The 23,272-nt window shown below is 44.1% G+C and carries 17 protein-coding genes and 4 pseudogenes; 11 read left to right on the forward strand and 10 right to left on the reverse strand.

What is annotated here, in order from left to right; translation table 11 throughout:
* Positions 1-10: 10 nt before the first annotated feature.
* Positions 11-859, forward strand: coding sequence for a sterol desaturase family protein (locus AB6E52_RS03815; protein WP_102320078.1), 849 nt, complete (start codon positions 11-13; stop codon positions 857-859).
* Positions 860-874: 15 nt separating this feature from the next.
* Here AB6E52_RS03815 and AB6E52_RS03820 read toward each other — a convergent pair whose 3' ends face one another.
* Genes AB6E52_RS03820 through AB6E52_RS03835 form a run of 4 tightly spaced genes read right to left on the reverse strand, consistent with a single transcriptional unit; the run spans position 875 to position 4,992 of the window.
* The gene (locus AB6E52_RS03820) at positions 875-3,313 is read right to left on the reverse strand and encodes a carboxypeptidase-like regulatory domain-containing protein (RefSeq protein WP_102320077.1); all 2,439 of its coding nucleotides are present in this window, start codon (positions 3,311-3,313) and stop codon (positions 875-877) included.
* Positions 3,314-3,360: 47 nt separating this feature from the next.
* Positions 3,361-4,071, reverse strand: coding sequence for a molecular chaperone (locus tag AB6E52_RS03825; protein ID WP_102320076.1), 711 nt, complete (start codon positions 4,069-4,071; stop codon positions 3,361-3,363).
* Positions 4,068-4,505 carry a DUF4402 domain-containing protein gene (locus AB6E52_RS03830; protein WP_102320075.1) on the reverse strand — a complete coding sequence of 146 codons (438 nt, stop codon included), beginning with the start codon at positions 4,503-4,505 and terminating at the stop codon, positions 4,068-4,070. The genes AB6E52_RS03825 and AB6E52_RS03830 overlap by 4 nt, the downstream gene beginning before the upstream one ends.
* Positions 4,506-4,557: 52 nt before the next feature.
* Complete coding sequence (locus AB6E52_RS03835) at positions 4,558-4,992, reverse strand: DUF4402 domain-containing protein (RefSeq protein ID WP_102320074.1); 435 nt, start codon at positions 4,990-4,992, stop codon at positions 4,558-4,560.
* Positions 4,993-5,948: 956 nt separating this feature from the next.
* Between AB6E52_RS03835 and sbcB the strand changes: the two genes are divergently transcribed.
* From sbcB to purT, 5 genes are all read left to right on the forward strand, one after another.
* Positions 5,949-7,373 (forward strand): exodeoxyribonuclease I, encoded by a 1,425-nt coding sequence (gene sbcB, locus AB6E52_RS03840; RefSeq protein WP_102320073.1) that lies wholly within the window; start codon positions 5,949-5,951, stop codon positions 7,371-7,373.
* A 25-nt stretch (positions 7,374-7,398) separates the two neighbouring features.
* Positions 7,399-7,770, forward strand: coding sequence for a CidA/LrgA family protein (locus AB6E52_RS03845; RefSeq protein WP_004734867.1), 372 nt, complete (start codon positions 7,399-7,401; stop codon positions 7,768-7,770).
* Positions 7,771-7,772: 2 nt separating this feature from the next.
* Positions 7,773-8,450: an LrgB family protein gene (locus tag AB6E52_RS03850; RefSeq protein ID WP_017059134.1), complete on the forward strand. Its 678-nt coding sequence runs from the start codon at positions 7,773-7,775 to the stop codon at positions 8,448-8,450.
* Positions 8,451-8,736: 286 nt separating this feature from the next.
* Complete coding sequence (cdd, locus tag AB6E52_RS03855) at positions 8,737-9,624, forward strand: cytidine deaminase (RefSeq protein WP_102320072.1); 888 nt, start codon at positions 8,737-8,739, stop codon at positions 9,622-9,624.
* 167 nt (positions 9,625-9,791) lie between these two features.
* A complete protein-coding gene (purT, locus tag AB6E52_RS03860; RefSeq protein WP_017069826.1) occupies positions 9,792-10,967 on the forward strand; it encodes a formate-dependent phosphoribosylglycinamide formyltransferase in 1,176 nt (391 codons plus the stop codon).
* Positions 10,968-11,080: 113 nt separating this feature from the next.
* On the opposite strand, the gene AB6E52_RS03865 is transcribed toward purT, so the two are convergent.
* The gene (locus tag AB6E52_RS03865; RefSeq protein WP_017065505.1) at positions 11,081-11,734 is read right to left on the reverse strand and encodes a thiopurine S-methyltransferase; all 654 of its coding nucleotides are present in this window, start codon (positions 11,732-11,734) and stop codon (positions 11,081-11,083) included.
* Positions 11,735-12,058: 324 nt separating this feature from the next.
* Between AB6E52_RS03865 and AB6E52_RS03870 the strand changes: the two genes are divergently transcribed.
* Both AB6E52_RS03870 and AB6E52_RS03875 read left to right on the forward strand, forming a co-directional pair.
* Positions 12,059-12,835: a RelA/SpoT domain-containing protein gene (locus AB6E52_RS03870; RefSeq protein WP_102320071.1), complete on the forward strand. Its 777-nt coding sequence runs from the start codon at positions 12,059-12,061 to the stop codon at positions 12,833-12,835.
* A 193-nt stretch (positions 12,836-13,028) separates the two neighbouring features.
* A pseudogene (locus AB6E52_RS03875) lies at positions 13,029-14,023 on the forward strand (ABC transporter substrate-binding protein).
* 172 nt (positions 14,024-14,195) lie between these two features.
* Here AB6E52_RS03875 and ihfA read toward each other — a convergent pair.
* Positions 14,196-14,492 (reverse strand): integration host factor subunit alpha, encoded by a 297-nt coding sequence (ihfA, locus tag AB6E52_RS03880; protein WP_004734853.1) that lies wholly within the window; start codon positions 14,490-14,492, stop codon positions 14,196-14,198.
* 449 nt (positions 14,493-14,941) lie between these two features.
* Between ihfA and AB6E52_RS03885 the strand changes: the two are divergent.
* A pseudogene (locus AB6E52_RS03885) lies at positions 14,942-15,079 on the forward strand (GTP-binding protein); the annotation flags it as partial.
* A 117-nt stretch (positions 15,080-15,196) separates the two neighbouring features.
* Here AB6E52_RS03885 and AB6E52_RS03890 read toward each other — a convergent pair.
* A pseudogene (locus AB6E52_RS03890) lies at positions 15,197-15,919 on the reverse strand (DMT family transporter); the annotation flags it as partial.
* Between AB6E52_RS03890 and AB6E52_RS03895 the strand changes: the two are divergent.
* Together AB6E52_RS03895 and cqsA are read left to right on the forward strand one after the other, a co-directional pair.
* Positions 15,910-17,196 (forward strand): annotated as a pseudogene (locus tag AB6E52_RS03895) (PLP-dependent aminotransferase family protein); the annotation flags it as partial. The pseudogenes AB6E52_RS03890 and AB6E52_RS03895 overlap by 10 nt on opposite strands.
* 289 nt (positions 17,197-17,485) lie before the next feature.
* Entirely contained in the window at positions 17,486-18,667 is a 1,182-nt protein-coding gene (gene cqsA / locus AB6E52_RS03900) for an alpha-hydroxyketone-type quorum-sensing autoinducer synthase (RefSeq protein ID WP_102320068.1), read from the forward strand.
* 150 nt (positions 18,668-18,817) lie between these two features.
* On the opposite strand, the gene AB6E52_RS03905 is transcribed toward cqsA, so the two are convergent.
* From AB6E52_RS03905 to AB6E52_RS03915, 3 genes are all read right to left on the reverse strand, one after another.
* The gene (locus tag AB6E52_RS03905; protein WP_102320067.1) at positions 18,818-20,866 is read right to left on the reverse strand and encodes a response regulator; all 2,049 of its coding nucleotides are present in this window, start codon (positions 20,864-20,866) and stop codon (positions 18,818-18,820) included.
* 256 nt (positions 20,867-21,122) lie between these two features.
* Positions 21,123-21,938, reverse strand: a complete 816-nt coding sequence (locus tag AB6E52_RS03910) for a TauD/TfdA family dioxygenase (protein ID WP_102320066.1) — start codon at positions 21,936-21,938, stop codon at positions 21,123-21,125.
* Between the two features lie 310 nt (positions 21,939-22,248).
* Positions 22,249-23,148, reverse strand: a complete 900-nt coding sequence (locus AB6E52_RS03915) for a Vmh family MBL fold metallo-hydrolase (RefSeq protein WP_102320065.1) — start codon at positions 23,146-23,148, stop codon at positions 22,249-22,251.
* Between the last annotated feature and the right edge of the window lie 124 nt (positions 23,149-23,272).

The raw sequence follows: 23,272 nt of genomic DNA on the forward strand, positions 1-23,272 counted from the left end.
AGGATAAAACATGAATATCGACGCATTAATCAATCACCCAGAATGGCTACTGCTGGTATTAGCGCCCTTATTCGTGGTGTGCATGTTAGCTGAGTATTTTATCGGTCAGAAGCAAGGTCGACTGCCTGATAACTCCAGCTATAGGCTTTCAGAAGTGATGTGTAATTTCACGCTGGCGGGAATGCATCAACTCTCCGATTTGCTCACCGGGTTATTGGTCGTGCAGCTGTATCTCTGGATGTTTGGTTGGCGCTTAATGGACATTGAAATGGGCGTGCTGAGTTTTGTTGTATTGATGGTGTTGCAAGACTTTTGCTATTACTGGTTCCACAGAGCAAGCCATCGTGTTCGCTGGATGTGGGCAGCACACGTGGCACACCACAGTTCAGAAAACATGAACTTCAGTACGGCTTTCCGTCAAAGCTTAATGTATCCACTTGCTGGGATGTGGCTTTTCTGGATACCGTTGGTCATCATAGGTTTTGCCCCTAAGTGGGTCATCTTTGTGGTGCTTCTCAACCTAGGTTTGCAGTTCTTCGTCCATACACAATGGATACGAAGCTTGGGGCCACTTGAATACATCTTTAATACCCCTTCGCATCATCGAGTACATCACGGCAAAAACCCGCAATACATCGATAAGAACTACGCCGGCGTTTTGATCATTTGGGATAAATTGTTTGGTACGTTCGAGCCTGAAATTGAAACCGTGCGTTACGGCGTCACCAAGCCCGTGAACAGTTTTAACCCGATAGTGGTCACCTTTCAAGAATGGAAGGCCATATTCAAAGATTTGAAGAACCGAGAGTTAACCATGAAACAGAAAGTGCGATTGATACTCTCACCTCCTTCAGACTAATCAAAGCGATCAGGTCTAATACACCTTATGAAAATCGATGAGGTTGAATGCGAGGTCGCTTACCCAGAAATCGCCGTCCAAGTCGGCACCTTGCACGTATCGCTTGTCTCCCATTTCTAAAGTCACAATGTATTTGCCCGCGATTAGCCCCTCTACCATGTAAAAGCCATCACTCTCAATCTCGCTCGAATACTCGGTGCCTTTCTGGATATGTTTAAAGTGCAGATAAGCACTGTTTTCTAGGTCACCTTCTACCGTGCCATCGACGCCAAATGACACCACCATTTCGATATGAGCATGAGTTAGCCCGACTTGCTTAGTATTTACAAATACGGGGTTTTGAATCGGCGTGAGGTTAAGGTCGAGTGCCCCTTCATCAATATAGATAGGCAGATTATCTCGAGCTGGAACACTTGAGAATTCAAATCGGCCTTTTGCATCACTGACCGCTCGTTGGTCCAAGATTTGTAGGTTTACGCCTTGTATGGGTTGTTTGTGGTGATCGTAGACAATGCCCGTCAGCTTAGAATGGTTGTATCGATTCCACTCAACAAACTCACCAATGCTTTCATCAAAGTAAGTCTTCGCACCGAATTCTGTCGTCATCTCGACACCATATCGGTCTTCAGTTCCTTCTAGCTTAAAGAGCAAATAAGGATTCACTCGAGCTTCCAAAGAAGCCGTAAACGAAACCTCTTGTTTCTGATAACGAGCCGATACATTGGTCGTGAGCTCTTGAAAAACCTCCAACGGATCGAGCAGGCACTCTTTGCACGCATTTCTTAAAGACAATTCCGTTCGTTCATGATGACCAGAGCCATCAACAGTTCCAGATATATTCCACGATGTATCCGAAAACCCGCTTTTGGCCAAGCCAATCGTATGTAGATAGTCATCTTGATGAGAAGCTTTGGTATATCGATAGTCGCCAGCGTATGAAACAAACAGATTACGAGCCACTTTCGAGTTCAACTTGGGTTCAACGCTCAATTCGTCGTCATCATCTCTTACCGTTAAAAAGGCTGTTAGGTTTGCAAGCGACAGGTTGTATTTGAAAACATCGTATTCCATTGACTCTAAATTCAATTCATCGGTTTTATTGAGCTCTATCGATGCCGACTGATCGCCGTTGATCAAAATATCAAACTCCATTGGAAAGCGATTGAACTCTGGTAACCAACCGATATGGCCCGCAAACCAGTGCGCAGGTAAATATCGTCCTTGAAAACCAATCAGGTCTTTGCCATGTTGCCTCATAAAGGCGCTACCCACGGTGAAGTAATCGGCAAGCCCATACTCAAGCGACACAGCGCCCGCTCGGTCTGCACCTTCATTGCCTACCACTTGCACGCCCCACTCGTTGCGTGGCAGAAATGCATCTTCTAAACCGGCCACGGTGATCTCTTCTTCCTGCCAGACACCTTTCGACAAGTAGTAGCGAAACTTGATGGTGTCACCGGGGGAAATATTGTCTTCTTCAACTACGAAGCGTCCGAACTCATCAGAGCGATAAGTGGTTTGATAGATGCCATTAACCAAAACATCGATGCTGATGTTAGGTTGAGTGGTTCGTTCGAGTTGAAGGTTGCCGAACTCTGTCTGTCGCTTTCGATTGGTGTAATAGAGCCCGTCTTCGAGGGTTTGATTCACAGTAAAGACGCTGCCATCTAGTAACACATGGCCGACTTCCAAAGAGCCTTCACCATCATGAGCTTCAACCGCAATGTTATAATAAACGATGGGGTTATCTTCTCGTGAATCAATCGACAAGCGAGACAAGGAGTGTTCAGTGCTTAATATGGTGTCTGAGATTGCGTATACATCACCGCCAGTTTCACTGTCGTGATAAACAGAAGCCGCTAACCGAGTCGCCAAACCCACAGCGGCGACAGGTTCGAAAGCTGGCGTGTTTTCAGCTCGCTTGAGATCCTCGGCCTTCTTACGTGATTCATTTTTCATCTTAGAAATAGCCGCTTCCAACTCAGTCAATGAGCTAAATTCTGGAGAAACGGTGAGTCGGTAATCATCAATATCCCAACGCACTTTAGCTGGGATACAAGCTTGTAAGCTGTACCAGTGGATGTGAGTTTCTAAGTCGATGACTTGATATTTGATCGACTGGATATTGTTATCATCGCGATAGCAGATGGCTTGTTCAGTATCAACAATATACGGCGGAGATTCTCTTCCCACATCTTGTGGCAAGTACAATTCGCAATATCCGCTTTTATCACACTGACCATTCATTTCGAGCAGATAAAAAGCGGCGTTGGATATCGAAATGAAGGGTTCTTCGTAGTCATCCATCATGACACGATAAAAGCTATCCCCCACTTTCCCGACTCGAACTTCAACATGGGCTGGATAGAGCTCGCTCGCCTCACTTTCTTCTTCAGATTGCGAATACGCAGCAAAAGGAAACAATGAGGCGAGCAAAAAGAGTCGCCAAAGCATGCAATTGAACACTAGCCTTTAAAGAGTCTGCGACAATGAAACGAGCACTACAGAACACATTCGTACAGAGGCTGTTCGTTCTGAACCAGTGAGATCTTCGACCCTTTTGGGAAAGGCTTAGTTAATTCAGCATTACGAAGTAGCACCACTTTTTCGCTATGCTCGTCGACATTCAATCTTGCAGTAAATTGAAAGTTACCATCGTTACGAATCTTGATGCTTTGGTTGTCACACGCAAACTTAACATCTTGTACCTGCTCACCTTTCTGAACATAAACGGGTACATAACTGTTTATGTGAAAGTTCAGTTGAAAGGCTGAACCGTCACTGTTGGTTTTACTTGAAGATAGCGCAATGTCTGATAACTCTGCGGCTTTTGCTATTGGGGAAAACCACAAGTAAGCACGATATTCACCATCAGCCATGTCAGCAGGCAGAGCATTCATACGTAAACGAACCGTGCGTCTTTGATTGGGTTTAAGTTCACGAATTATTGGTGGTGACACTTTAATCCAACTCGCGATGTCTTCCGATTCAGCAATATTAGCGTCAGTTCTAACTAAGCCACTCGCCTTTACAGGGCGATAAATCGGTTTTATCTCCAAGCGAATCGGTTGATCTGAGTTATTTTCGACGACGATTTTTTCAGTCACCGAAGTGTCGGCATCCAAAACAAAACGAGTCGGAGCGATGAGTAGCTGAGCATAGGCTTTTGTTGTGAAGATTAAGCCGAGAACACATGAGATAAACAACTTCATTTATAATTAACCTCAAAAGGGATTGTACTGGTGTAAAGGCCAGCGGGGTGGTTAGCGCCGATTTTCACTTTCGCACCAATACACAATAATTTGCTTCTTCCATTCCCTTTGATTTTGGCTCTACCACGCTTTGATAAGCCACAACCAAAATAGAACTTTCTAATACGCAGGCGCTTGGATTTACGAGAATGGTTTAGGTATTGCTTAGAAGGGAGAGAAACCATGATTTTTTTACCCGGCTCACCTTCAACGTAAAAGCGCACCACATATACCTGACTATTGGCTGGGTTTGAGTCCGCATTCTGACCCGATCCAGAGATATACATGCCTGGAAATTTCACTTCCATATTCTCAGGAATAATTTCTAGCGCATGAAAAGGACTAGAATAAAAAATAAGGCCGATATAAATCGCATATTTGAATAGAACACTCATAGTAAAGACGGCTGCTTTTCAACAGCCGTAATATTATACTGGTTTCATTTAATTATTGGTAAGTGACATCTACTGCAACGTTAGCAGCATATGTACCAGCAACTAATGTCGCACTTGAAGTACGTGCAGTGCCGCCAATATTAAGATCCGCAGTACCACCCGTAAGGGTAATAGCATTATTAAAGTCAAATTCAGCTGCAATCGTATTTACGCCATTCACCAAGTTAGTATCAGAAATACTGACTGTTACTGCATCACCAGACTCTCCAGAAAGAGTAAATGCCGCCGCTCCTGCATCACCTTGAGCGATAACAACGTCCGTTGTGTTGTCTGAAGTGATGATACCGAAGTCAAGATCACTTGTTTTTGTCATTGTAATTGCTTGTTTTACTTCTAGTGTTGCATCAAAAGTGTCACTCACAGCGAAAACGTTCGCTGAAGAGATAGAAAGTGCAGATACAGCAACAACCTTAAAGACTTTGTTCATTTCTTTAATCCTTTATATAAATTCGGCTTTATTATTAGGGTTACCTAATAGTCAATCAGAGTTAACAATTAAGTAACAACAATCCTATTTAGAAAATATATATATTGACACTTATTTATAAAGAAATGAGGCGCAGTGAGAATAAGATCACGCAAATTGATAGAAATAACACTAATAAAAATAATGGTATTGGAGCATTTCATCCAACAATATATAAAACTTGTTTTACATCCTAATCAGTTAATTAATCTATTTATTTAATCAAGCACACCTAATTTTTTAGAATATATTAAAAAATACAATACGAGATAAATTTGAAGTCAGACTAAAAAACGAAATATATAGATCAGCATGTTGCAATAAAGTCTCAAATTTGAAACAAACTGGAGAAACCTTAACCTTGTAATAAAATTGAAATAATAACTGGCCAGGGGTTAATTATTTAACCTCACTATTGATAGTGTATTAAAAATAAGACATATCAAATCATTATTTATTACGGTGATTAAGACTATTAAATAACGTCCAAAAAGAAGAATAATTTGATATTAATGACTGATTCTGTGATTTGCTCTAATGACCTATTCAGTTTCATTTCTCACGAGCGTTGAATGCAGAAAAGCGCGTGACATTGAAAGCTTGATGTAAGGTAAATACAAGCGGTAACACACTCATTGCTAGACTCAGAGCGCTTTGGCTGTCCAGAGCTTACTCGCCTCTCCAAATTGTGTCCGCTTCGAGTACTTTAACCGCAGCACTTTGTTAGTTCATCTTGCCAAGAAATAATCAATCTAAGGCTCCATTCCCCCGATAGCGGTCTGATTGAATAGGAATGCAGCACTTTCCTGCAATTTATTTGTGATCTGGGTTGCACGCGTACCGCATACTATCAGATACTGAACAAAACTAACCTTCAGCCACAGTAAACGTTCCGCGCTTGCTGTTCAGGAAATTCAATGAGTTCAGATAATCAGCCAACCTACTTCTTTTTCGATTACGAAACATGGGGCGTTAGCCCAGCAAAAGACCGTCCGAGTCAGTTTGCGGGTGTTCGTACCGACCAAGATTTCAATGTTATTGGAGAGCCTCTGGTTATCTATTGCCAACCTCCCGCTGATTACCTCCCTGCGCCTGAAGCTGCACTGATCACCCGTATCACACCACAAAAAGCGGCTTCACAAGGTCTTCCTGAACCAGAGTTTATCGCTAAGATCCATACTGAGTTAGCCAAACCAAACACCACAAGCCTTGGCTACAACAGTATTCGATTCGATGACGAGGTAACGCGTTACACCTGCTACCGAAACTTCATCGACCCATATGCGTGGAGCTGGCAGAACGGCAACTCGCGTTGGGATTTATTAGATGTAATGCGCGCTGTTCACGCACTGCGCCCTGAAGGCATTGTTTGGCCAGAGAACGAAGAAGGTTACCCAAGCTTCAAACTGGAACACCTATCTGTGGCAAACGGCATTGAACATGAGAACGCGCACGATGCGATGGCCGATGTTATTGCGACCATCGAGTTAGCGAAGAAGCTGAAAGCTGCGCAACCTAAGATGTTCGATTACCTTTACAACATGCGTCATAAGCGTAAGCTGAATGATCTGGTTGATATCGTAAACATGACACCATTAATGCACGTTTCAGGCATGTTTGGCCGTGACTGCAACTACACCAGCTGGATTGTGCCTATGGCTTGGCACCCAACCAATCAAAATGCGGTTATCGTGGTTGATTTAGCCAAAGATCCAAGCCCACTGTTAGAACTGGACGCTGATGAACTCAGAGAAAGGCTCTATACCAAACGCAGTGAACTGGGTGAAGACGAACTACCCGTACCCATCAAATTGGTTCAGCTAAACAAGTGCCCTATTCTTGCTCCAGCCAAAACGCTAACGGCTGAAAATGCTGAAACCATCGGTATCGATCGCCAACAATGCCTGAAAAACTTGGCACTGCTGCGCGAACACCCAGAGATCCGCGAAAAACTGATCGGCCTGTATTCACAAGAGCGCGAGTACGAAAAGAGTGATGATGTTGATACACACCTTTACGACGGTTTCTTTTCACCTGCTGATAAAACAGCGATGAACATCATTCGCGAAACTGACCCGAACAACTTGGCGGCTTTGGATATCACCTTCAGTGACGAACGAATTAAACCGTTACTGTTCCGTTACCGTGCGCGTAACTTCCCATGGACGCTCGACGAAGCTGAGCAATTGAAATGGGCGAACCATTGTCGTGAGTTTTATGAGTGCCGTTTAGAAGAGTACATGCTCAACCTTGAAAACCTCGCGCACGAACATGAAAGCGACGAGAAGAAAATGGCTATCTTGAAGGCGGTTTATCAGTACGTAGAAAAGTTAGCTAGCTAATTCCATTATCAAGAGACGTAACACTTTGAAAGAAAGATTGATCCAACTGGTTTACTGCTTAATCTCCTTCACCTTAATCATAGGTGCACTTACAGCAGGTAACGCGTTACAGCACTTTTTGGATACCTCAATCCCTGGCAGTATTTTTGGCATGTTGATTCTGTTTGCCGCCATGGTGATTGGTATTGTTCCTTCGCACTGGGTACAACCCGGTGCAAGCTTGATTATCCGCCTAATGATCTTACTGTTTGTTCCGATCAGTGTTGGGTTGATGGATCATTTCGACATGCTCATCGCGAACGCATTGCCAATTATGGCGAGCGCCGTTGGTGGCACATTATTGGTGTTAGTATCCTTATCATGGTTCTTAGACCGCTTGCTTTCGAGAGGTAACTGATCATGTGGATTCTACTCACCATCGTGGTATTCCTATTTGCTCGCTGGGTAAGTCAAAAAGTAAACTCGCCGCTGTGTAACCCCCTGCTTATCAGCATTGGTATCATCATTCCGATTCTCACGTTCTTTAGAGTACCGTTTGAGACTTACTATGCTGACAACACTTGGATTACCTACATGCTGCAGCCTGCGGTTGTTGCACTTGCTTACCCACTTTATGAGCAGCTACCTCAAATCAGAGCCAACTGGCGCATCATTACCTTTGCGTGCACGCTAGGCAGTGTGATGTCGATGACAACAACGGCAGTGATCGCAGTAGCATTTAAAGCGGACTTAACTTTGATTGCGAGCTTGTTAGGCAAATCAGTCACCACGCCAATTGCAATGGAAGTATCGAGCCATTTAGGTGGTGAAGCAGCGATTGCGGCAATACTGGTATTGATTGTGGGTCTATTTGGGGCAATTTTTGCTTACCCAATCTACAACCTCATTGGTATTAAGAGCCCGATCGCCCGTGGTTTAACCATGGGTACCGTGTCTCACGCTTTAGGCACCGCGACTTGTGCGGAAAAGAATCAGGAAGATGCAGCATTCAGTTCTTTGGCTCTTGTGCTTTGTGGCGTCATTACCTCAATCATCGCACCGAGTATATTTTCGCTCGTGGTTTGGTTCTACTCTTAACCTAAACGATCACTACACGATTCAGCCCAACCAGAATGCTGTTTATTACAGTGTCTGTTTGGGCTTTTTATTCGCATTTATTTAGCAATAGCAGTCAAGTCACGGTCTTTTACGAGCAATAAGTGCGATATCAGCGGTATAAATGGCTCTTGTAATCGATTTCAAGTGTGACCTCACTCTAATTATGCAAGCCAATGTAACAACAACAGTTCAATAGTGACCTTTATCACAGAAAATTCCTGAGCAATGCATAAACTTAAAGCCTAAGGTCAATTAAGGATTCAACATGAACAGTCGTATTACCCTGGCGCTGGAAAGTGCTCCATCATCAATGAAAGCGCTTTTGAGTGACATCGTATTAGCAGACAACTTTGACGCGACATTGTCTCCAGAACAATTTGCTAGCCTACTGCAAGCAAGTGGTCTAGCGGATGACGAACTACGTATTGCGCTACTTCCTTTTGCCGCAGCGTATTCTTACGCTCCGTTATCTGACTTTTATGTTGGTGCAATCGTGCGTGGTTTGTCTGGTACTCTGTATTTTGGTGCAAACCTTGAAATCGCTGGTGCTCAACTTGGTCAAACCGTTCACGCTGAGCAATCTGCAATCAGCCACGCTTGGATGAAAGGCGAACTCGGTATCTCAGATATCACCATCAACTTCAGTCCTTGTGGTCACTGTCGTCAATTCATGAACGAACTGACAACAGCAAGAGAACTTAAAGTTCAGCTTCCACAACGTGATGAAATGTCTCTGCAAGAGTACCTGCCAGACTCGTTCGGCCCTGCTGATTTAGGGGTAACAACTGGCCTAATGACAAAGCTTGATCATAAGTACACGACCGAAGAAACAACGCCTATTGTTGTAGAAGCGCTAGCAGCACTAAACCGCAGCCATGCTCCTTACACCAAAAACCTAAGTGGTGTTTCACTACAACTGACGTCAGGTGAAATTTTTACGGGAGCTTACGCTGAAAACGCAGCGTTCAACCCGAGCCTACCTCCTCTGCAAGTCGCGTTAATTCAACTTAAACTGGCTGGCTTCGATTTCGAACAAATTGAAAGTGCTGCTTTGGTTGAAATCGCAGAAGGTAGCATCAGTCACCTAGCGGATACGCAATCTACATTAGAAGCGATTAATCCTGACATTCCAGTGACTTACTTAGCAATCTAAGTACATCTAATTAACAAAAATTTAAATAAGCAGCCCTATTTAACAGGGCTGCTTTTTTTATGCCTGTAATTAACGCAACAACTTGCGCAAACGTTTGCTTTTGTCATTGAAATAAGTATGATCTCCCCGTTTTCAATCAATCGTTCAAAAGATCGGAAGGAATTTCTATGTTTGGTACTGCTACTCGTGAAAATGCTACTCGTGTACTTCTATTAGGTTCAGGTGAACTCGGCAAAGAAGTTGCTATCGAGTGCCAACGTTTAGGTTTGGAAGTTATTGCTTGTGACCGTTATGCAGACGCACCAGCAATGCAAGTTGCGCATCGTAGCCATGTATTAGACATGTTAGATGGTGATGCGCTACAAGCTATCATTGAACTAGAAAAGCCAGATTATGTGGTTCCTGAAATTGAAGCTATTGCCACCAGCAAGTTGGTAGAGCTAGAAGCGCAAGGCTTAAATGTCGTTCCAACTGCGAATGCGACCAAGCTAACGATGAACCGCGAAGGTATCCGTCGTCTAGCGGCAGAAGAACTAAAACTGAGCACTTCTCCTTACCGCTTCGCAGACACCTTTGAAGATTTCTCAGCCGCTGTTGAATTCGTGGGCATGCCTTGCGTTGTTAAGCCGGTAATGAGTTCTTCAGGCAAAGGCCAAAGCGTTATCAAAACAGAAGAAGACATTCAGAAGTCTTGGGACTACGCACAAGAAGGTGGCCGTACTGGCGCGGGTCGTGTAATCGTTGAAGGCTTCATCGACTTTGATTACGAAATCACGCTTCTAACCGTTCGTGCTGTCGACGGTGTTCACTTCTGTGCACCTATCGGTCACCGTCAAGAAGACGGTGATTACCGTGAATCATGGCAGCCACAGGTCATGTCTGACAACGCACTTAAAGCGGCGCAATACACGGCAGAGCAAGTGGTTAACGCATTAGGCGGTCACGGAATCTTTGGTGTTGAACTGTTCGTTAAAGGCGACCACGTGATCTTCAATGAAGTCTCCCCTCGCCCACATGATACTGGCTTGGTTACTCTGATGTCTCAAGACTCATCGGAATTTGCACTACACGTACGCGCATTTACAGGTATGCCGATCAAATCCATCACGCAATACGGCCCTTGTGCATCAGCGGTTATCCTTGGTCAAGGCACATCAACGAATATCCGCTTTGAAGGCCTTGCAGAAGCGCTAGACGCACCACAAACGCAAGTTCGCTTGTTTGGTAAGCCTGATATCGATGGTCGCCGTCGTTTAGGTGTGGCGCTTACTCGTCGTAACAGCACAGAAACAGCGATTGAAGATGCCATTGAGAGCGCGTCAAAAGTAAAAGTGATTTACTAACCTGCTATTCAATTCTGAACAATCACGAGTTCAAATCTGAACCATAAAAAGACGGGCTATCGAGCCCGTCTTTTTGTTGGTGTTATCTGTTCGCTTAACTAAGCAGACTGAACTTAAGCGTCTGACTCAATCAAATACACTTCTTCACAGAAGCGAGACAAGCCTTTCTTAGCAATCTTCGGATGTTCATCGTTCGCTATATCTTGATTCAACAATGTAATTTTGTATCCTGCAAACAATTGAGCAATCTCTAACTTAGGTACGCTAAACGGAGGCCCCGCCATCTCGCTTTGATCATAATCCAGAGTCACCAGAAGGATCTTACCGCCCGGTTTCAGCAGTTGTTTTAAGCGCTCTACGTACTGCACTCGCATCTCTTCAGGCAATGCGACTAAAGACGCGCGATCATAAATGGTATCGACAGGTTGGATTGGCGCTGAAAAGTAATCGCCCGTGTAGATGTTCAGTTCATCGAATTGGTAGAGCTCGTGCTGACCGCTAATTTGAGTCACAGTCGGGGTATAAAGGTGCTCTGCAAAAAATGCGCGAACCGCAATCTGGCTTAACTCGACACCTTGAACATCTTCATGCTTTGAAGCTAGCCAAATCAGATCTTCACTTTTGCCACAAAGTGGAACAAACACACTCTTCTCGTAGCTAGGCTCAGTCTTTTCCCAAAATTTAATCAGAAGTGGGTTTACATCTTCGAGGTGGAAACCAATTTGGTTGGCTGCCCATTTATTGTGCCAAAATTCAGGATTATTCATCTTTCGTTCATGTTAAACAGTCATAATGCAAGGGTACAGTATAGAGAGGTAAGAGCAACCTTAGCTTGGTTTAAAGTACTAAATTGATTTCGATAAAATCAGAAACTGGCTAAGTTCAAAGTTCTGATAATTGCGGAACTAACGGTTGGGTTATTTGGCTATATCTTCACATTTTAAAGCAATATTAAACGTTAGAATTGGTTTCTGTCTTAGCTAGCCTCATTTAATATGTAGTGAAATTAGTTAAGCTGTTTTTACTCTTGTGCGTTACTGGTTAGCCCTTTTGACTACCCGTTTTTTGTAACCTTGTATTTTGGAGTTTGAATGAGTGTATTTCTCCGTACGGCGGCCCTAATGCTTTTGGTATTGAGCCGAGCGCCTGCATTCGCAGCAGCACCTGTTTCAACAAGTTCAACAGATCAAACGCGCACTCCTGCGCAAAACCAAGTATCTTCAAACGTATTCCGTCATAGTTTGAGCGGCCTTTACGGCATCAAAGCCTTCGACTCACGCCCGACTCAGCCTTACACCGACTTCGATATTTTGTACAGCAAAGCGCATCAAGGCCAAGCTGAACTAGAAACTATCTGTAAAAGTACTGCCCTACTCACCAATTCTGAAGCGCTATTTGCTGGCGTTAAATCTCAAGCTCGCGCAGAAGAAAAAATCGCCCTTGAGCTTGATGGTGATGTGACAAAAATTACCGACTTAGCCCGTGCAACTATCATCGCGAACGATGTAGAGAGCTTGGTTGAAGTTTACGAAGCGCTAAGCCGTGAAGCAGACGTTGTTAAGCTGAAAAATAAGTTTAAATCGCCGGCTGACTCTGGTTACCGTGACCTTAACTTGTTGGTTCGTTTGCCTAAAACCAACATCATTGCAGAGGTTCAACTTCACTTAAAAGCGATTGCTGACGTGAAAAGTGGTCCTGAGCACGAGCTGTACGAAATTATCCAAGGCATTGAGCGTCACGCAATTGCAGAACATCGCCCAATCAACGATATCGAAGCGGCACAAATCAATAGCCTACGACGCCAATCTTTAGAGCTTTACCAACAAGCATGGCAACCGTACATTACAACGCACATTAAAGCGGCTTGACACATAGATAGGCTATTCCAATAAACATCACAAGGGCTGCACTCGCAGCCCTTTTTAGTACTTGTTGAGTAGCCTCTCCACTTCCTATCCCAAATAATCAGATCGTTTAAATTTAGATCTCAGTCTCTTTTCTCCATCGAACATTTCTGTTTCTATAGCGAATAAGCTTCTGACAAGAAAAGGAATTACGTCAATGCAGAATAACAAATCCATGCTTTCCATCGCGCTACTTGCTGCGTTTTCTGTACACGCTAGTGCTGACGAATGCGGAAAGATCACCATTGCAGACATGAACTGGAACTCGGCGAGCCTATTGCTCATGTCGACCAATTCATTTTGAATAACGGCTACGGCTGTGAAGCGGACTTAATCCCCGGTGATAGCGTCCCTACGGGCACGTCAATGATTGAAAAAGGTCAACCTGATGTTGCGCCAGAGCTTTGGACTAATGGCATCAAAGAAGCGTTGGATAAGGGTGTTGCGGATAAGCGTCTACGTTACGCGGGCAAGTCTTTGGTCAACGGCGGGGAAGAAGGTTTCTGGGTACCAAACTACCTTGTTGAACAGTACCCAGAGCTTACAACCATTGAAGGTGTGATTAAAAACGCAAAGCTGTTTGAACACCCAGAAGATGATGAGAAGTTTGCGTTTTATAGCTGCCCTGCGGGTTGGACTTGTCAGATTACCTCCGGTCACCTGTTCGATGCGCTTAAGTTAGAAGATCACAATTTTGAAATGGTTGATCCCGGCTCAGGCGCCGCTTTAGCAGGTACGATAGCGAAAGCTTACGAACGCAAAAAAGCATGGTTTGGATATTACTGGTCGCCTACGCCTGTGCTAGGTAAGTATGAAATGGTGAAGGTTGATTTCGGAAGTGGTACTGACATTGAGGAATTCCGTAACTGTACGACACAACCTGATGGTGAACCTCCTAAAGTGACCATGTATCCACCAGCACCGGTTCACACAATCACCACAGAAGCCTTTGCTAATAACGAACCTCTTGCCTACCAATACTTTGAAAAGCGTGGTTTTACCAATAAACAAATGAGTGAGTTGCTGGCCTGGATGGAAGACAACCAAGCCGACGCCGAAGAAGCCATGTATTACTTTCTAGAAAGCTCACCACAGGTATGGAAGCCTTGGGTGTCTGAAGACATCGCAAGTAAGGTTCAACAAGCCCTTTAGAGTGAAGATTCAAAGTCAGAGGCCTAGCCTCTGTTTTCGCATCTAAAGCAAGTTCTTACCGGACAGTAAATAGATGGAGTTTGAGAAAGGTTACTAAAAATTAAAGAAATGCGTTTAGCTTAAACTCTATGCAGATACAAAAAGACCACGCTAGGCGTGGTCTATTGCTTGGCTACTTCTCGATTTTAATATTTTCGACACGGGCCTTTAGTTTTTGTCCCGGTCTAAAAGTAACAACACGTCGAGCAGAAATTGGAATGTCTTCACCAGTTTTCGGGTTACGACCAGGTCGCTCGTTTTTCTCGCGAAGATCAAAATTACCAAAACCAGACAGTTTTACCTGTTCGCCATTTTCGAGCGCTTTACGAACTTCTTCGAAAAACACTTCCACCGTTTCCTTGGCATCCCGCTTGCTGTATCCGAGTGTCTCAAACAGGTTCTCAGCCAAATCGGCCTTCGTGAGTGCCATAAAACTTTCCTCAAAGCTATGTTAAACATTGCTACCATCGCCAGTAGCGCCAAAGCATTTACCCTATTCAATCAATGAGATAAGGTCATTTACAAGGAAAGTGTATGCCAAGCTTCTGATTTTCGCCAACTTTTTTATCTTAACTATTTAATTATTCTTTCAAATCAGAAAGATAACTCGCTTCAAATTTCACATATATAGCTAAAAACCATCTACTCAACAGTAGCGAAATGGAGTTATATCCCATACAAACAACCATTAATAGAATTTAAAACTTTAGCGAACTAAATAATAATTTTTGAGACTTTTCTCCGATACCCAATAAAATCAGCCACTTGATTTGATATGGGACTCAACAAAGGTTACTAAATAAGCGTTATTAAATATAAGATTTGTATCATTTCAGAATTTAATTCGAATTCACTTATAAAAGCCTATGTTCTTTTGAGGTTTTCGGTTACAACTTAACAGAGGATGGCTTGACGGAATCAGAACTCGATGAGTGTATCGAAATCAGAATAGAAATGATCGGTCTAGAAATAGAATATGATCTTGAGAGCCAGTTACTTGCGTGTATGGTTAGTTGATTGCTTAGTAAGTTGGTTATTTAAATAACTTCACTTCTTCGACATAGAATAAGACCTCACAAGTGCGAGGTCTTATTTGTCATTCAAAGCTGCTCATGCAATATCAGCTTTCTTCAATCATTTTTGTTCAGCAAGTGTTTGTGTCGCTTTGGTATTCGTTACATTCGCAGGTTTCACAATCAAACCAATCCCGACAAGAAACAGTATTGATGCAACAACCTGAGCCACAGACAGCACCTCATCATACATAAAGTAACCGCTAATCAATGCGAAGATAGGCACTAACAAGGTTAACGGCGCGGTCGTACTTAACGGGTATTGGATTAGCAGCTTATTCCATACCCAATAACCAAATAGCGTGGTTGGGTAAGCTTGAAACAGCACCGCAATCGTCGTGTTCCAATCCCATTGTTCGATGCCCTGCCAGATTATTTGGTCACCGTGTAACATCACGGCAAATGGCACTGGAGCAAACAGCATCCCCCAGACATTGAACGCAAAAGCTTGAGTGGTTTTCGATGCCTTAACAATCACGCCCATCAAGGTCCAACTGCACGCCGCAATCATAATCAAGATCACGCCATTAACGGTGACATTACCCGTAGCTGCAGATACCAATACCGCCAATGCACACATAGCTCGCATCGCACCCAATAATTTACGAATAGAAGCACTCTCCTTGAACAACCACACGCCTACCGCCATGCCGATTAATACGTTGGTTGAAAGCAAGACCGATGAAAGCCCAGACGATAAACCAGCAGTGATCGACCATGAAGCCATACCCCAGATACCCACACCGAACACAAAGCCATAACTGACTAAGTAGCGCCAAGCAACAGGCGATCAGCATGTCGACCGTGGTGAGCTGCTACCAAAAACTGGAATCACAAGGTTGGATTCATTCTCGACCGCAAGCGGGATATTTTGTTTCTCCTCATAAACCTGCTCACTCAACCCCAGAGTGGGCACAGTTTGAGAGTAAGGTGTCCAGCGTTAGGCAAACCTCATCGACTCACAACTCAATCAATGGGCCTTTAGGGGTTTCGAGCACCACTAATGATGAGCAGTCGATCGTTGAACTGGAACGAAGTTTTCGTCGCGCTATTAGGCGTATGAGCAACAGGCTTAACCATTACCCAGATACACAAGGTGAGCCGATTTTACGACAGGCATTATCCACTCATTTTGCCAAGCTCGATGTGCACTTTTCACCTGAAGAGATGGTGATTACGGCTGGCTGTATGTCTGCGATTAAGGCCGCACTTGAATCTTGCACTAAAGAAGGCGACACCATCGCTATTAGCTCGCCATGTTTCAACGGTATTCTGGAATTGCTCGGACAAATGTCGCGAAAAATCATCGAGATCCCGTCTCTAGATGATGGTGTCGACTTGCAACAACTGGAAGCGCATTTGAAAAATAAACAAGTCGATGCCGCGATCTTTTGTACCTCTCATATGAACCCTCAAGGGATCAACATGTCAGCCACTCAAAAGCAGAAACTGGCTGAATTAGCGAATCACTATCGAGTGCCGATCATTGAAGATGATGTGTATCTGGAACTGCCCTACTCCTCACACACGCCGCTCCCCGCGAAATACTACGACAAAGGCGGTTTTGTCTTATGGTGTGGATCAGTATCGAAAAGTTTGTCACCGAGTTACCGTTTGGGATGGTGCTTGCCGGGCAGGTTTATCAACGAATACAAGGCTCAGTTCTCAGCTGCGAGCTACGGCGTTGCCCTGCCCACTCAGCTTGCGGCTGCTGACTTTATTGGATCTGGCCAATACGCTAAGCACGTGAGGAGAAGATGCACTCAGATCTTGTCTTTGCGCCAACAATACCTAAGTTATTTGGCTCAGCACCTTCCTCAAGATGTGAAGATAAGTAATCCACAAGGTGGCATGGTGCTTTGGCTGCAAATCCCAAGCTTGAACCAGTCAGCCTTTGCTCAGGGCATTACCGAGAAGAACATTGATATTAGGCTTGGACACCTGTTCAGCACTCTCGACCTTTACAGCAATTGCTTACGCATCAATATTGGGTATTCGTTAGAGGGTGGAGCCAAGCAGCAATTGGATGCCTTAATCGAGCTTATCCATATTCACAGCTAACAGCACGTAGCAAGTAGCAAGTAGCAAGTAGCCTTTCAAAATCCGCTTTTTTAAATGCCTTCGAATGCCGAATTCTAATAGCCTTTTGTCATAAAAAAGAAGGCTATTATTCCTATCTTAATTCGGGTAAAGCCCCGAACCGTAAGGAAACCCACTCGCCTCAAAACCCTTAAATGCTGAGTTTGCAAGCACCCACAAAATTATGCAACTTGGCTAATGACACATCACTTTTTATCGTCAATATACAGCCGTCAGCGCTGGCGTTTTCCTGTATTTGAAGAGAACTATTATGAGTGATAAAACAAAAAACAAACCACTACCTTCCTTTATCGAAGAACGCTTGAACTTCTATATTCAAGACCTGATTACCCAGAACCAAAGCCAGAAGCATTTAGTATTGGGTAAACGCCCCCAGCGTAATTCCGTTGTGATGCAGAGCAATGATTACCTAGCGCTGTCACACAACAAACAGATCCAACAAGCCCATCAAGCGGCGATCTGTGAGCACGATGACAACGTGGTGATGTCTGCGATTTTCTTACAAAATGAGCAGTCTAAACCCGCATTTGAAACAGAACTCGCTAACTATGTCGGAATGGAGAGCTGTTTGCTTTCTCAATCAGGCTGGGCGGCCAATATTGGGCTATTGCAAACCATCTGCCCACCGGGGACACCTGTGTATATTGATTTCCTTGCACACATGTCACTCTGGGAAGGCATTCGCGCTGCCGGCGCAGTTGCCCATCCGTTTATGCATAACAATATGAATCACCTACGCAAACAGTTAGAGCGCCACGGCTCAGGCGTCATTGTTGTCGACTCTGTTTACAGCACAATAGGCACCATTGCCCCACTACGCGACATCTACGAAATGGCGCAAGAGTTTGATTGTGCGGTCGTCGTTGATGAATCCCATTCACTGGGTACACATGGAGAAAATGGTGCAGGCTTAGTACAAGCATTAGGGCTCACCAACCAAGTAGACTTCATCACCGTTAGCTTGGCAAAAACCTTTGCTTATCGCGCCGGGGCAATCCTTGGTCCTAAACAACTGTCTAGAACCTTGCCGTTTGTCGCGTACCCTGCGATTTTTAGCTCGACGGTGTTACCACAAGAGGTGGTTCGTTTAGAGAAAACGTTGGAGGTGATCAAAGGTGCGGAAGACAAACGAGAAGCCTTATTCAATCGGGCTAAGTCGCTGACTACGGGGCTAAAGCGAATTGGCTTTAATATCCGCAGTGAGTCTCAAATTGTAGCGCTAGAGTGCGGCAATGAAAGAAACACGGAGCGTGTGCGAGACTTCTTAGAAGAACGTGATGTGTTCGGTGCGGTATTCTGCCGCCCTGCGACTGGCAAGAACAAAAACATCATCCGTTTTTCAGTGAATGCCGATATGACACCAAGAGACATTGACCATGTGCTCACGGTTTGTCACGAAGCGTACCATCACCCCGAGTTAGAGTTCGTGTAACCTTTTTCGAACCATATTTATAACCAACACCAACGGCAGGACTGAATGGACGCTATCATGTCGCGATACAAAAAGAGCCCAGCAATTCGCTGAGCTCTTTCTTGAATCTATGTCTACCCAATGGCCGTGAACTTCAGACTATTACACCCGCTAAATCCAGTGAGCAATTTTATCAAACAGTCGGTTTTTATCGGCAGGTTTAACAATAAAGTCCGACATGCCTGATGATTCCATCTTTTCCAAGGTAACGGGAGAACTGTCACCCGTGTGAGCAATAATTGGCACTGAAGAGTATGCTTTGTTAGCGCTTCGAATTCGACGAGAAGCTTCAACACCGTCCATGATTGGCATCTCGATATCCATCAGAATTAAATCAATATCATCGCTGTCCAACGCGTCTAAGGCTTGTTGCCCATCTTCTTTCTGCACGACATCAAAACCCTGCTTTTCCAATAACATCGCGGTAAATCGGCGCAGAGATTCGTTATCATCGACCACCATGATCGTGCGCTTATTGGTAGCCTCTAACGGTTTTACAGAAACTGATGGCATCACATAGTTGGAGTCGAAAAGTAAGCGTTCGATGGTCGCCTTGGTATTCAGTAGCCAAACTTGTGTTTCCACCCAAATAGGTTCAAAAGCAACGTTTCGGACACGTTTAATTGGGTGATGTTCATACAAATAGATGATTCGAGCTTCAGTGAATGAAAGTAAAGATTCAACCCTATCGAGGCAACTTGCTCTTAAATCCAAGCTCTCCATGTCAACGAATATCAAGTCGAATTCGAACTGGTATTCCTTATTTTTAAGCGCTGATGCTACATCCAACACCGTGAGCTCAAACCCCATAAAACGGGCTACCTCAGTCATTTTATTGGTGAGAACTTTCTGGTCACTCACCATTAGCACAGTCTTAAGTTTAGTCAGTTCATTCTTGATTTCTTTCACCGAATGGGAAGACAAAGACGGAAAAGTCATCGTGAACTGTGTCCATTGATCCACTTCAGACTGACATTTAATTTCACCACCAAACGAGCGCATTACCTTCTGACAAAATGGCAAACCTAAGCCGTAATTACCCGATTGGCCAGTAGTATAAAAGTCCTGAAAAATGCGTCGAATCACATCATTTGAGATGCCTGATCCGTTATCGGTAACCATTATTTGATTGGCCACTTCATCACTACACATGGTGACATGAATATGAAAATCTTCAGGGCAGCGATGGTGGAATGCGTTCTTGAACAGATTATACATGACGTATTTCAACAAAGTGTCGCTACCCAAGAAATCAAAGTTACTCTGTACGTCTAAAGAGATTGCTGATTTATCAGCAGAGCGCTTGTAATTGAAACTGTCTATCGCATCCTCAACCACCGCTTGCGCTGAATGCTTCTTAAACGTAGATCGAGAGACTCGGTTTTCATCAATTGAAGTCAGTAACAGATCTATCGTTTCGTTACCGGAATGAATGATCTCAATCGCTTCATCGCCCACTTCACGCAACTGAATCACTTCTTCATTGCTTAACGCATATTGCCCTTTTTGATCGCCACTTTTAGGGTTCGGCAATATGGACTGCATGACATCAATAGAGGTAAGTAATCCGCTTAGAGGGTTTCGCATCTCATGGGCAATACCCGCACCAAAAGACTTCGCCAATGACACCTTGTTTTCATGTTCCACCTGATTGCGGAAGTAGAACAAGTTGCCGAATAAGTAGATAAACAAAAAGATTGGCACATGCGTCCAATCCATTGTGAGTTCGAGGTAGAAGCCTTGTGCAATCCAAGCGCACAAGGTAGCAATCCCAATACCGGCAAAGGTTTGTGCAAACATCACTCTCGTCACGTGCACCAATAAAATATGGAGGAAAATAGCCGACATGAATGACATAACCCAAACGTTGGACCAATTATTCATTAGCAGCATGTAGAAGAAGAAACCTGGCAAACAGATAGTTACGGCAACTTGATAATAAGCCGGAAGGTATTTTCGCCATTCAAATGGGACGCGATTGCGAAATATAATGCCAAAGAACAATACCGAGCAAAACAGGCGAAGCGCTAAGTTTTCGTAGGGTTGCGGGAACAAAAACTCCCACACAATGTAGTAAATTGGGAAGCCGACAAAGCCCATCCAACCCACGAGGGTTAAATTCGGTTCTGCGTACTGGTAAACTTTACGAATCGCGTTCATACGAAATACTTTGCTCTCTAAGCCCTGACGTTTATTAATTCTATGATTTGGTTTTTATACTTATATTTTGGCGCCGATTATATTACACATCACGTCCGAGCAGTGAGGTTTCAATCAAATATGTACCAACGCATTTGTTTTTATTATTAAGCGTAGATGAATGATGCACCCTGCTGACGCTTAAATTTAAGTACGAGTGCTTGGTTCAGGGATGGGCATGCGCGGTGTTCTTTTGATAACTGTGTTCAGCTTACTGCTATGTCACTGTTACTCGATGCATTTTTCTTGGAGTATCCCCGTAATCTATCACTGCGTGATGTTGCGTTACCCTGTTATCCCAGATCGCCATTGAGCCGTTGTCCCATTTGAAACGAACTTGAAACTCAGGGCGTCTCGCAATTTCAAACAGTTGGCTGAGTAAAACATCACTCTCTTTGCGGTCGAGTTCGTTGATATAACGAGTAAACTGTTCATTGATACAGAGCGTTTCTTTATCCGTTTCAGGATGAACTTGAACAACAGAGTGAACCACTGGCGGATTCTCCTGTGCTGTTTTAATCAAGGATTTGTGCCAATCGAGATCAATGTCTTCTGATTCTATACCTTCAAAGGCCACAAGCGAATGAGTCGCCGACAACCCTCTCAACTTAGCTTTCATATCTTCATGTAGAGATTCAAAAACCGCAGTCATAGAACACCAGATAGTGTCACCACCAATGCTTGGAATGTGTTGAGCATGCAACAGGGAAGCTTTCGACGGCAAGCTGCGCCACGTTAAGTCGGTATGCCAATAACTTTCCTTTGGCGCATTGCCACGGGTTGTTTCAATCACACTCACCTGTGGCGCACTTTCCACGCGAGGGAAGAAAGGATGTGCAGGTTCTAACGTTCCAAAGCGCTGTGCAATCATCAAGTGTTGTTCTGGAGACAAAGTCTGCCCGTCGAGAAAGATCACTTGATGGGCAATAAGTGCCTGATACACCTTATCGAGTTCATCAGCACTGCATGTAGAAAGCTCTAGTTCGTGAATACGAGCGCCGATGTGAGGAGTAATGGGTTCTATTTTCAACATACTTTCGCTTATTGGTGATATTGAGTTGCAGGGCGGATCTGGCTACTAGGCTAATCTGACTACTAACTGTAAACCGGGTAAATGCTGATTTTCTTTCTCACTTGAAATAGAAAGTCGTCTCTCCGAAACAAAAAAAGAGCTCCTAAGCTGGAGCTCTTTTCGTTTTTTGATACTTCCTGTATCCATAGACAAGTCCAATCTGTAGTACTTTCACTGAAAGCCAGATCATCGATATCTCCAGTTGTGTATCACCAATAAATCTAGCATACAATCTTCAGACTGTTCTGGGACACAACCGAGATAATCAACTCTAGTGCCAAGCCATCTCGCCGCTTAGCACTTTCGCGCCAAGTTCTAAATCGCCTTCCGTAGCCTCAAATTTCGGGTAGGCTTTCTTCATGTAATCACTGATCTCGACCGATGTTGGATTACTTTTGCTCGCCAACGCTTTTTCAATATCAACCACATAATCCTTCGTGAAGTGAACTGCATTTATTCCTGTTGGCATTTCACCTAAATAGTGACCCGGAATTACAACCTCTGGCTCTAGTGCTTTCATACGCTCCAACGATTGTGACCACTGGCTACGAATCTCTTTCGATGCAGTATCTGCCATCCATACATGCACACCGCTATACACCGACACGCCACCAAACACCGTTTTTTCAGACGGAACCCATAGGTAAGCTTGGTGTGTATTTATCTCTTTCACTTCGATGGTTTCACCTTCGATGCTTAATGTTGTGTCGTTCATCACCATTGGAACAATCACCTTAGAGGGCGCGTTGCCTTCTAATATAGGCCCCCAGTATTCAAGCTTTGCATCTTTGGTGCGTTTGATATGCGCGACAACGGCTTCACTGGCAACGACTTTAACGTTAGGAAATGCCGAAACTATCGGTTCCAAACCAAAGTAGTAATCTGGGTCGCCGCTACTGATGTAAATCATCGATAATTTTTTGCCAGTCGCTTTGATTTGCTCCACCAAATTTTGTCCATCAGCCACACTAAATTGCGCATCAAACAGAATCACTTCTTTCTCACCCGAGACCAATACCGAGCTTGCCGGGAATATCGCGTTCTCGCCGGGGTTATAGTGAGTAATGTTCAGTTCTGTCGCTAGCGCAACACTTGATGCCAGCACGGTTCCTAGGCTTATGGTTCCTAAAAGCATGCTTTTTGATAACAGGGTTTTCGATAACGTATTCATGGCTTTATTCCGATATTTGGAGTTGAACACCTGCCAACTCGCTGAATGTCCAAATATCTTATTTGATTGTTTTTAGATGAAATAGACATCAAATTAACTTTAACTGTTGCAGTTTTCGGACATA

It is taken from the genome of Vibrio sp. 10N.247.311.13, assembly GCF_041467595.1.
Classification (GTDB): domain Bacteria; phylum Pseudomonadota; class Gammaproteobacteria; order Enterobacterales; family Vibrionaceae; genus Vibrio; species Vibrio crassostreae_C.

Coding starts and splice junctions, on each gene's coding strand:
- AB6E52_RS03815 (WP_102320078.1), top strand. CDS start 11: ATGAATATCGACGCATTAATCAATCACCCAGAATGGCTACTGCTGGTA.
- AB6E52_RS03820 (WP_102320077.1), bottom strand. CDS start 3,313: ATGCTTTGGCGACTCTTTTTGCTCGCCTCATTGTTTCCTTTTGCTGCG.
- AB6E52_RS03825 (WP_102320076.1), bottom strand. CDS start 4,071: ATGAAGTTGTTTATCTCATGTGTTCTCGGCTTAATCTTCACAACAAAA.
- AB6E52_RS03830 (WP_102320075.1), bottom strand. CDS start 4,505: ATGAGTGTTCTATTCAAATATGCGATTTATATCGGCCTTATTTTTTAT.
- AB6E52_RS03835 (WP_102320074.1), bottom strand. CDS start 4,992: ATGAACAAAGTCTTTAAGGTTGTTGCTGTATCTGCACTTTCTATCTCT.
- sbcB (WP_102320073.1), top strand. CDS start 5,949: ATGAGTTCAGATAATCAGCCAACCTACTTCTTTTTCGATTACGAAACA.
- AB6E52_RS03850 (WP_017059134.1), top strand. CDS start 7,773: ATGTGGATTCTACTCACCATCGTGGTATTCCTATTTGCTCGCTGGGTA.
- cdd (WP_102320072.1), top strand. CDS start 8,737: ATGAACAGTCGTATTACCCTGGCGCTGGAAAGTGCTCCATCATCAATG.
- purT (WP_017069826.1), top strand. CDS start 9,792: ATGTTTGGTACTGCTACTCGTGAAAATGCTACTCGTGTACTTCTATTA.
- AB6E52_RS03865 (WP_017065505.1), bottom strand. CDS start 11,734: ATGAATAATCCTGAATTTTGGCACAATAAATGGGCAGCCAACCAAATT.
- AB6E52_RS03870 (WP_102320071.1), top strand. CDS start 12,059: ATGAGTGTATTTCTCCGTACGGCGGCCCTAATGCTTTTGGTATTGAGC.
- ihfA (WP_004734853.1), bottom strand. CDS start 14,492: ATGGCACTCACGAAGGCCGATTTGGCTGAGAACCTGTTTGAGACACTC.
- cqsA (WP_102320068.1), top strand. CDS start 17,486: ATGAGTGATAAAACAAAAAACAAACCACTACCTTCCTTTATCGAAGAA.
- AB6E52_RS03905 (WP_102320067.1), bottom strand. CDS start 20,866: ATGAACGCGATTCGTAAAGTTTACCAGTACGCAGAACCGAATTTAACC.
- AB6E52_RS03910 (WP_102320066.1), bottom strand. CDS start 21,938: ATGTTGAAAATAGAACCCATTACTCCTCACATCGGCGCTCGTATTCAC.
- AB6E52_RS03915 (WP_102320065.1), bottom strand. CDS start 23,148: ATGAATACGTTATCGAAAACCCTGTTATCAAAAAGCATGCTTTTAGGA.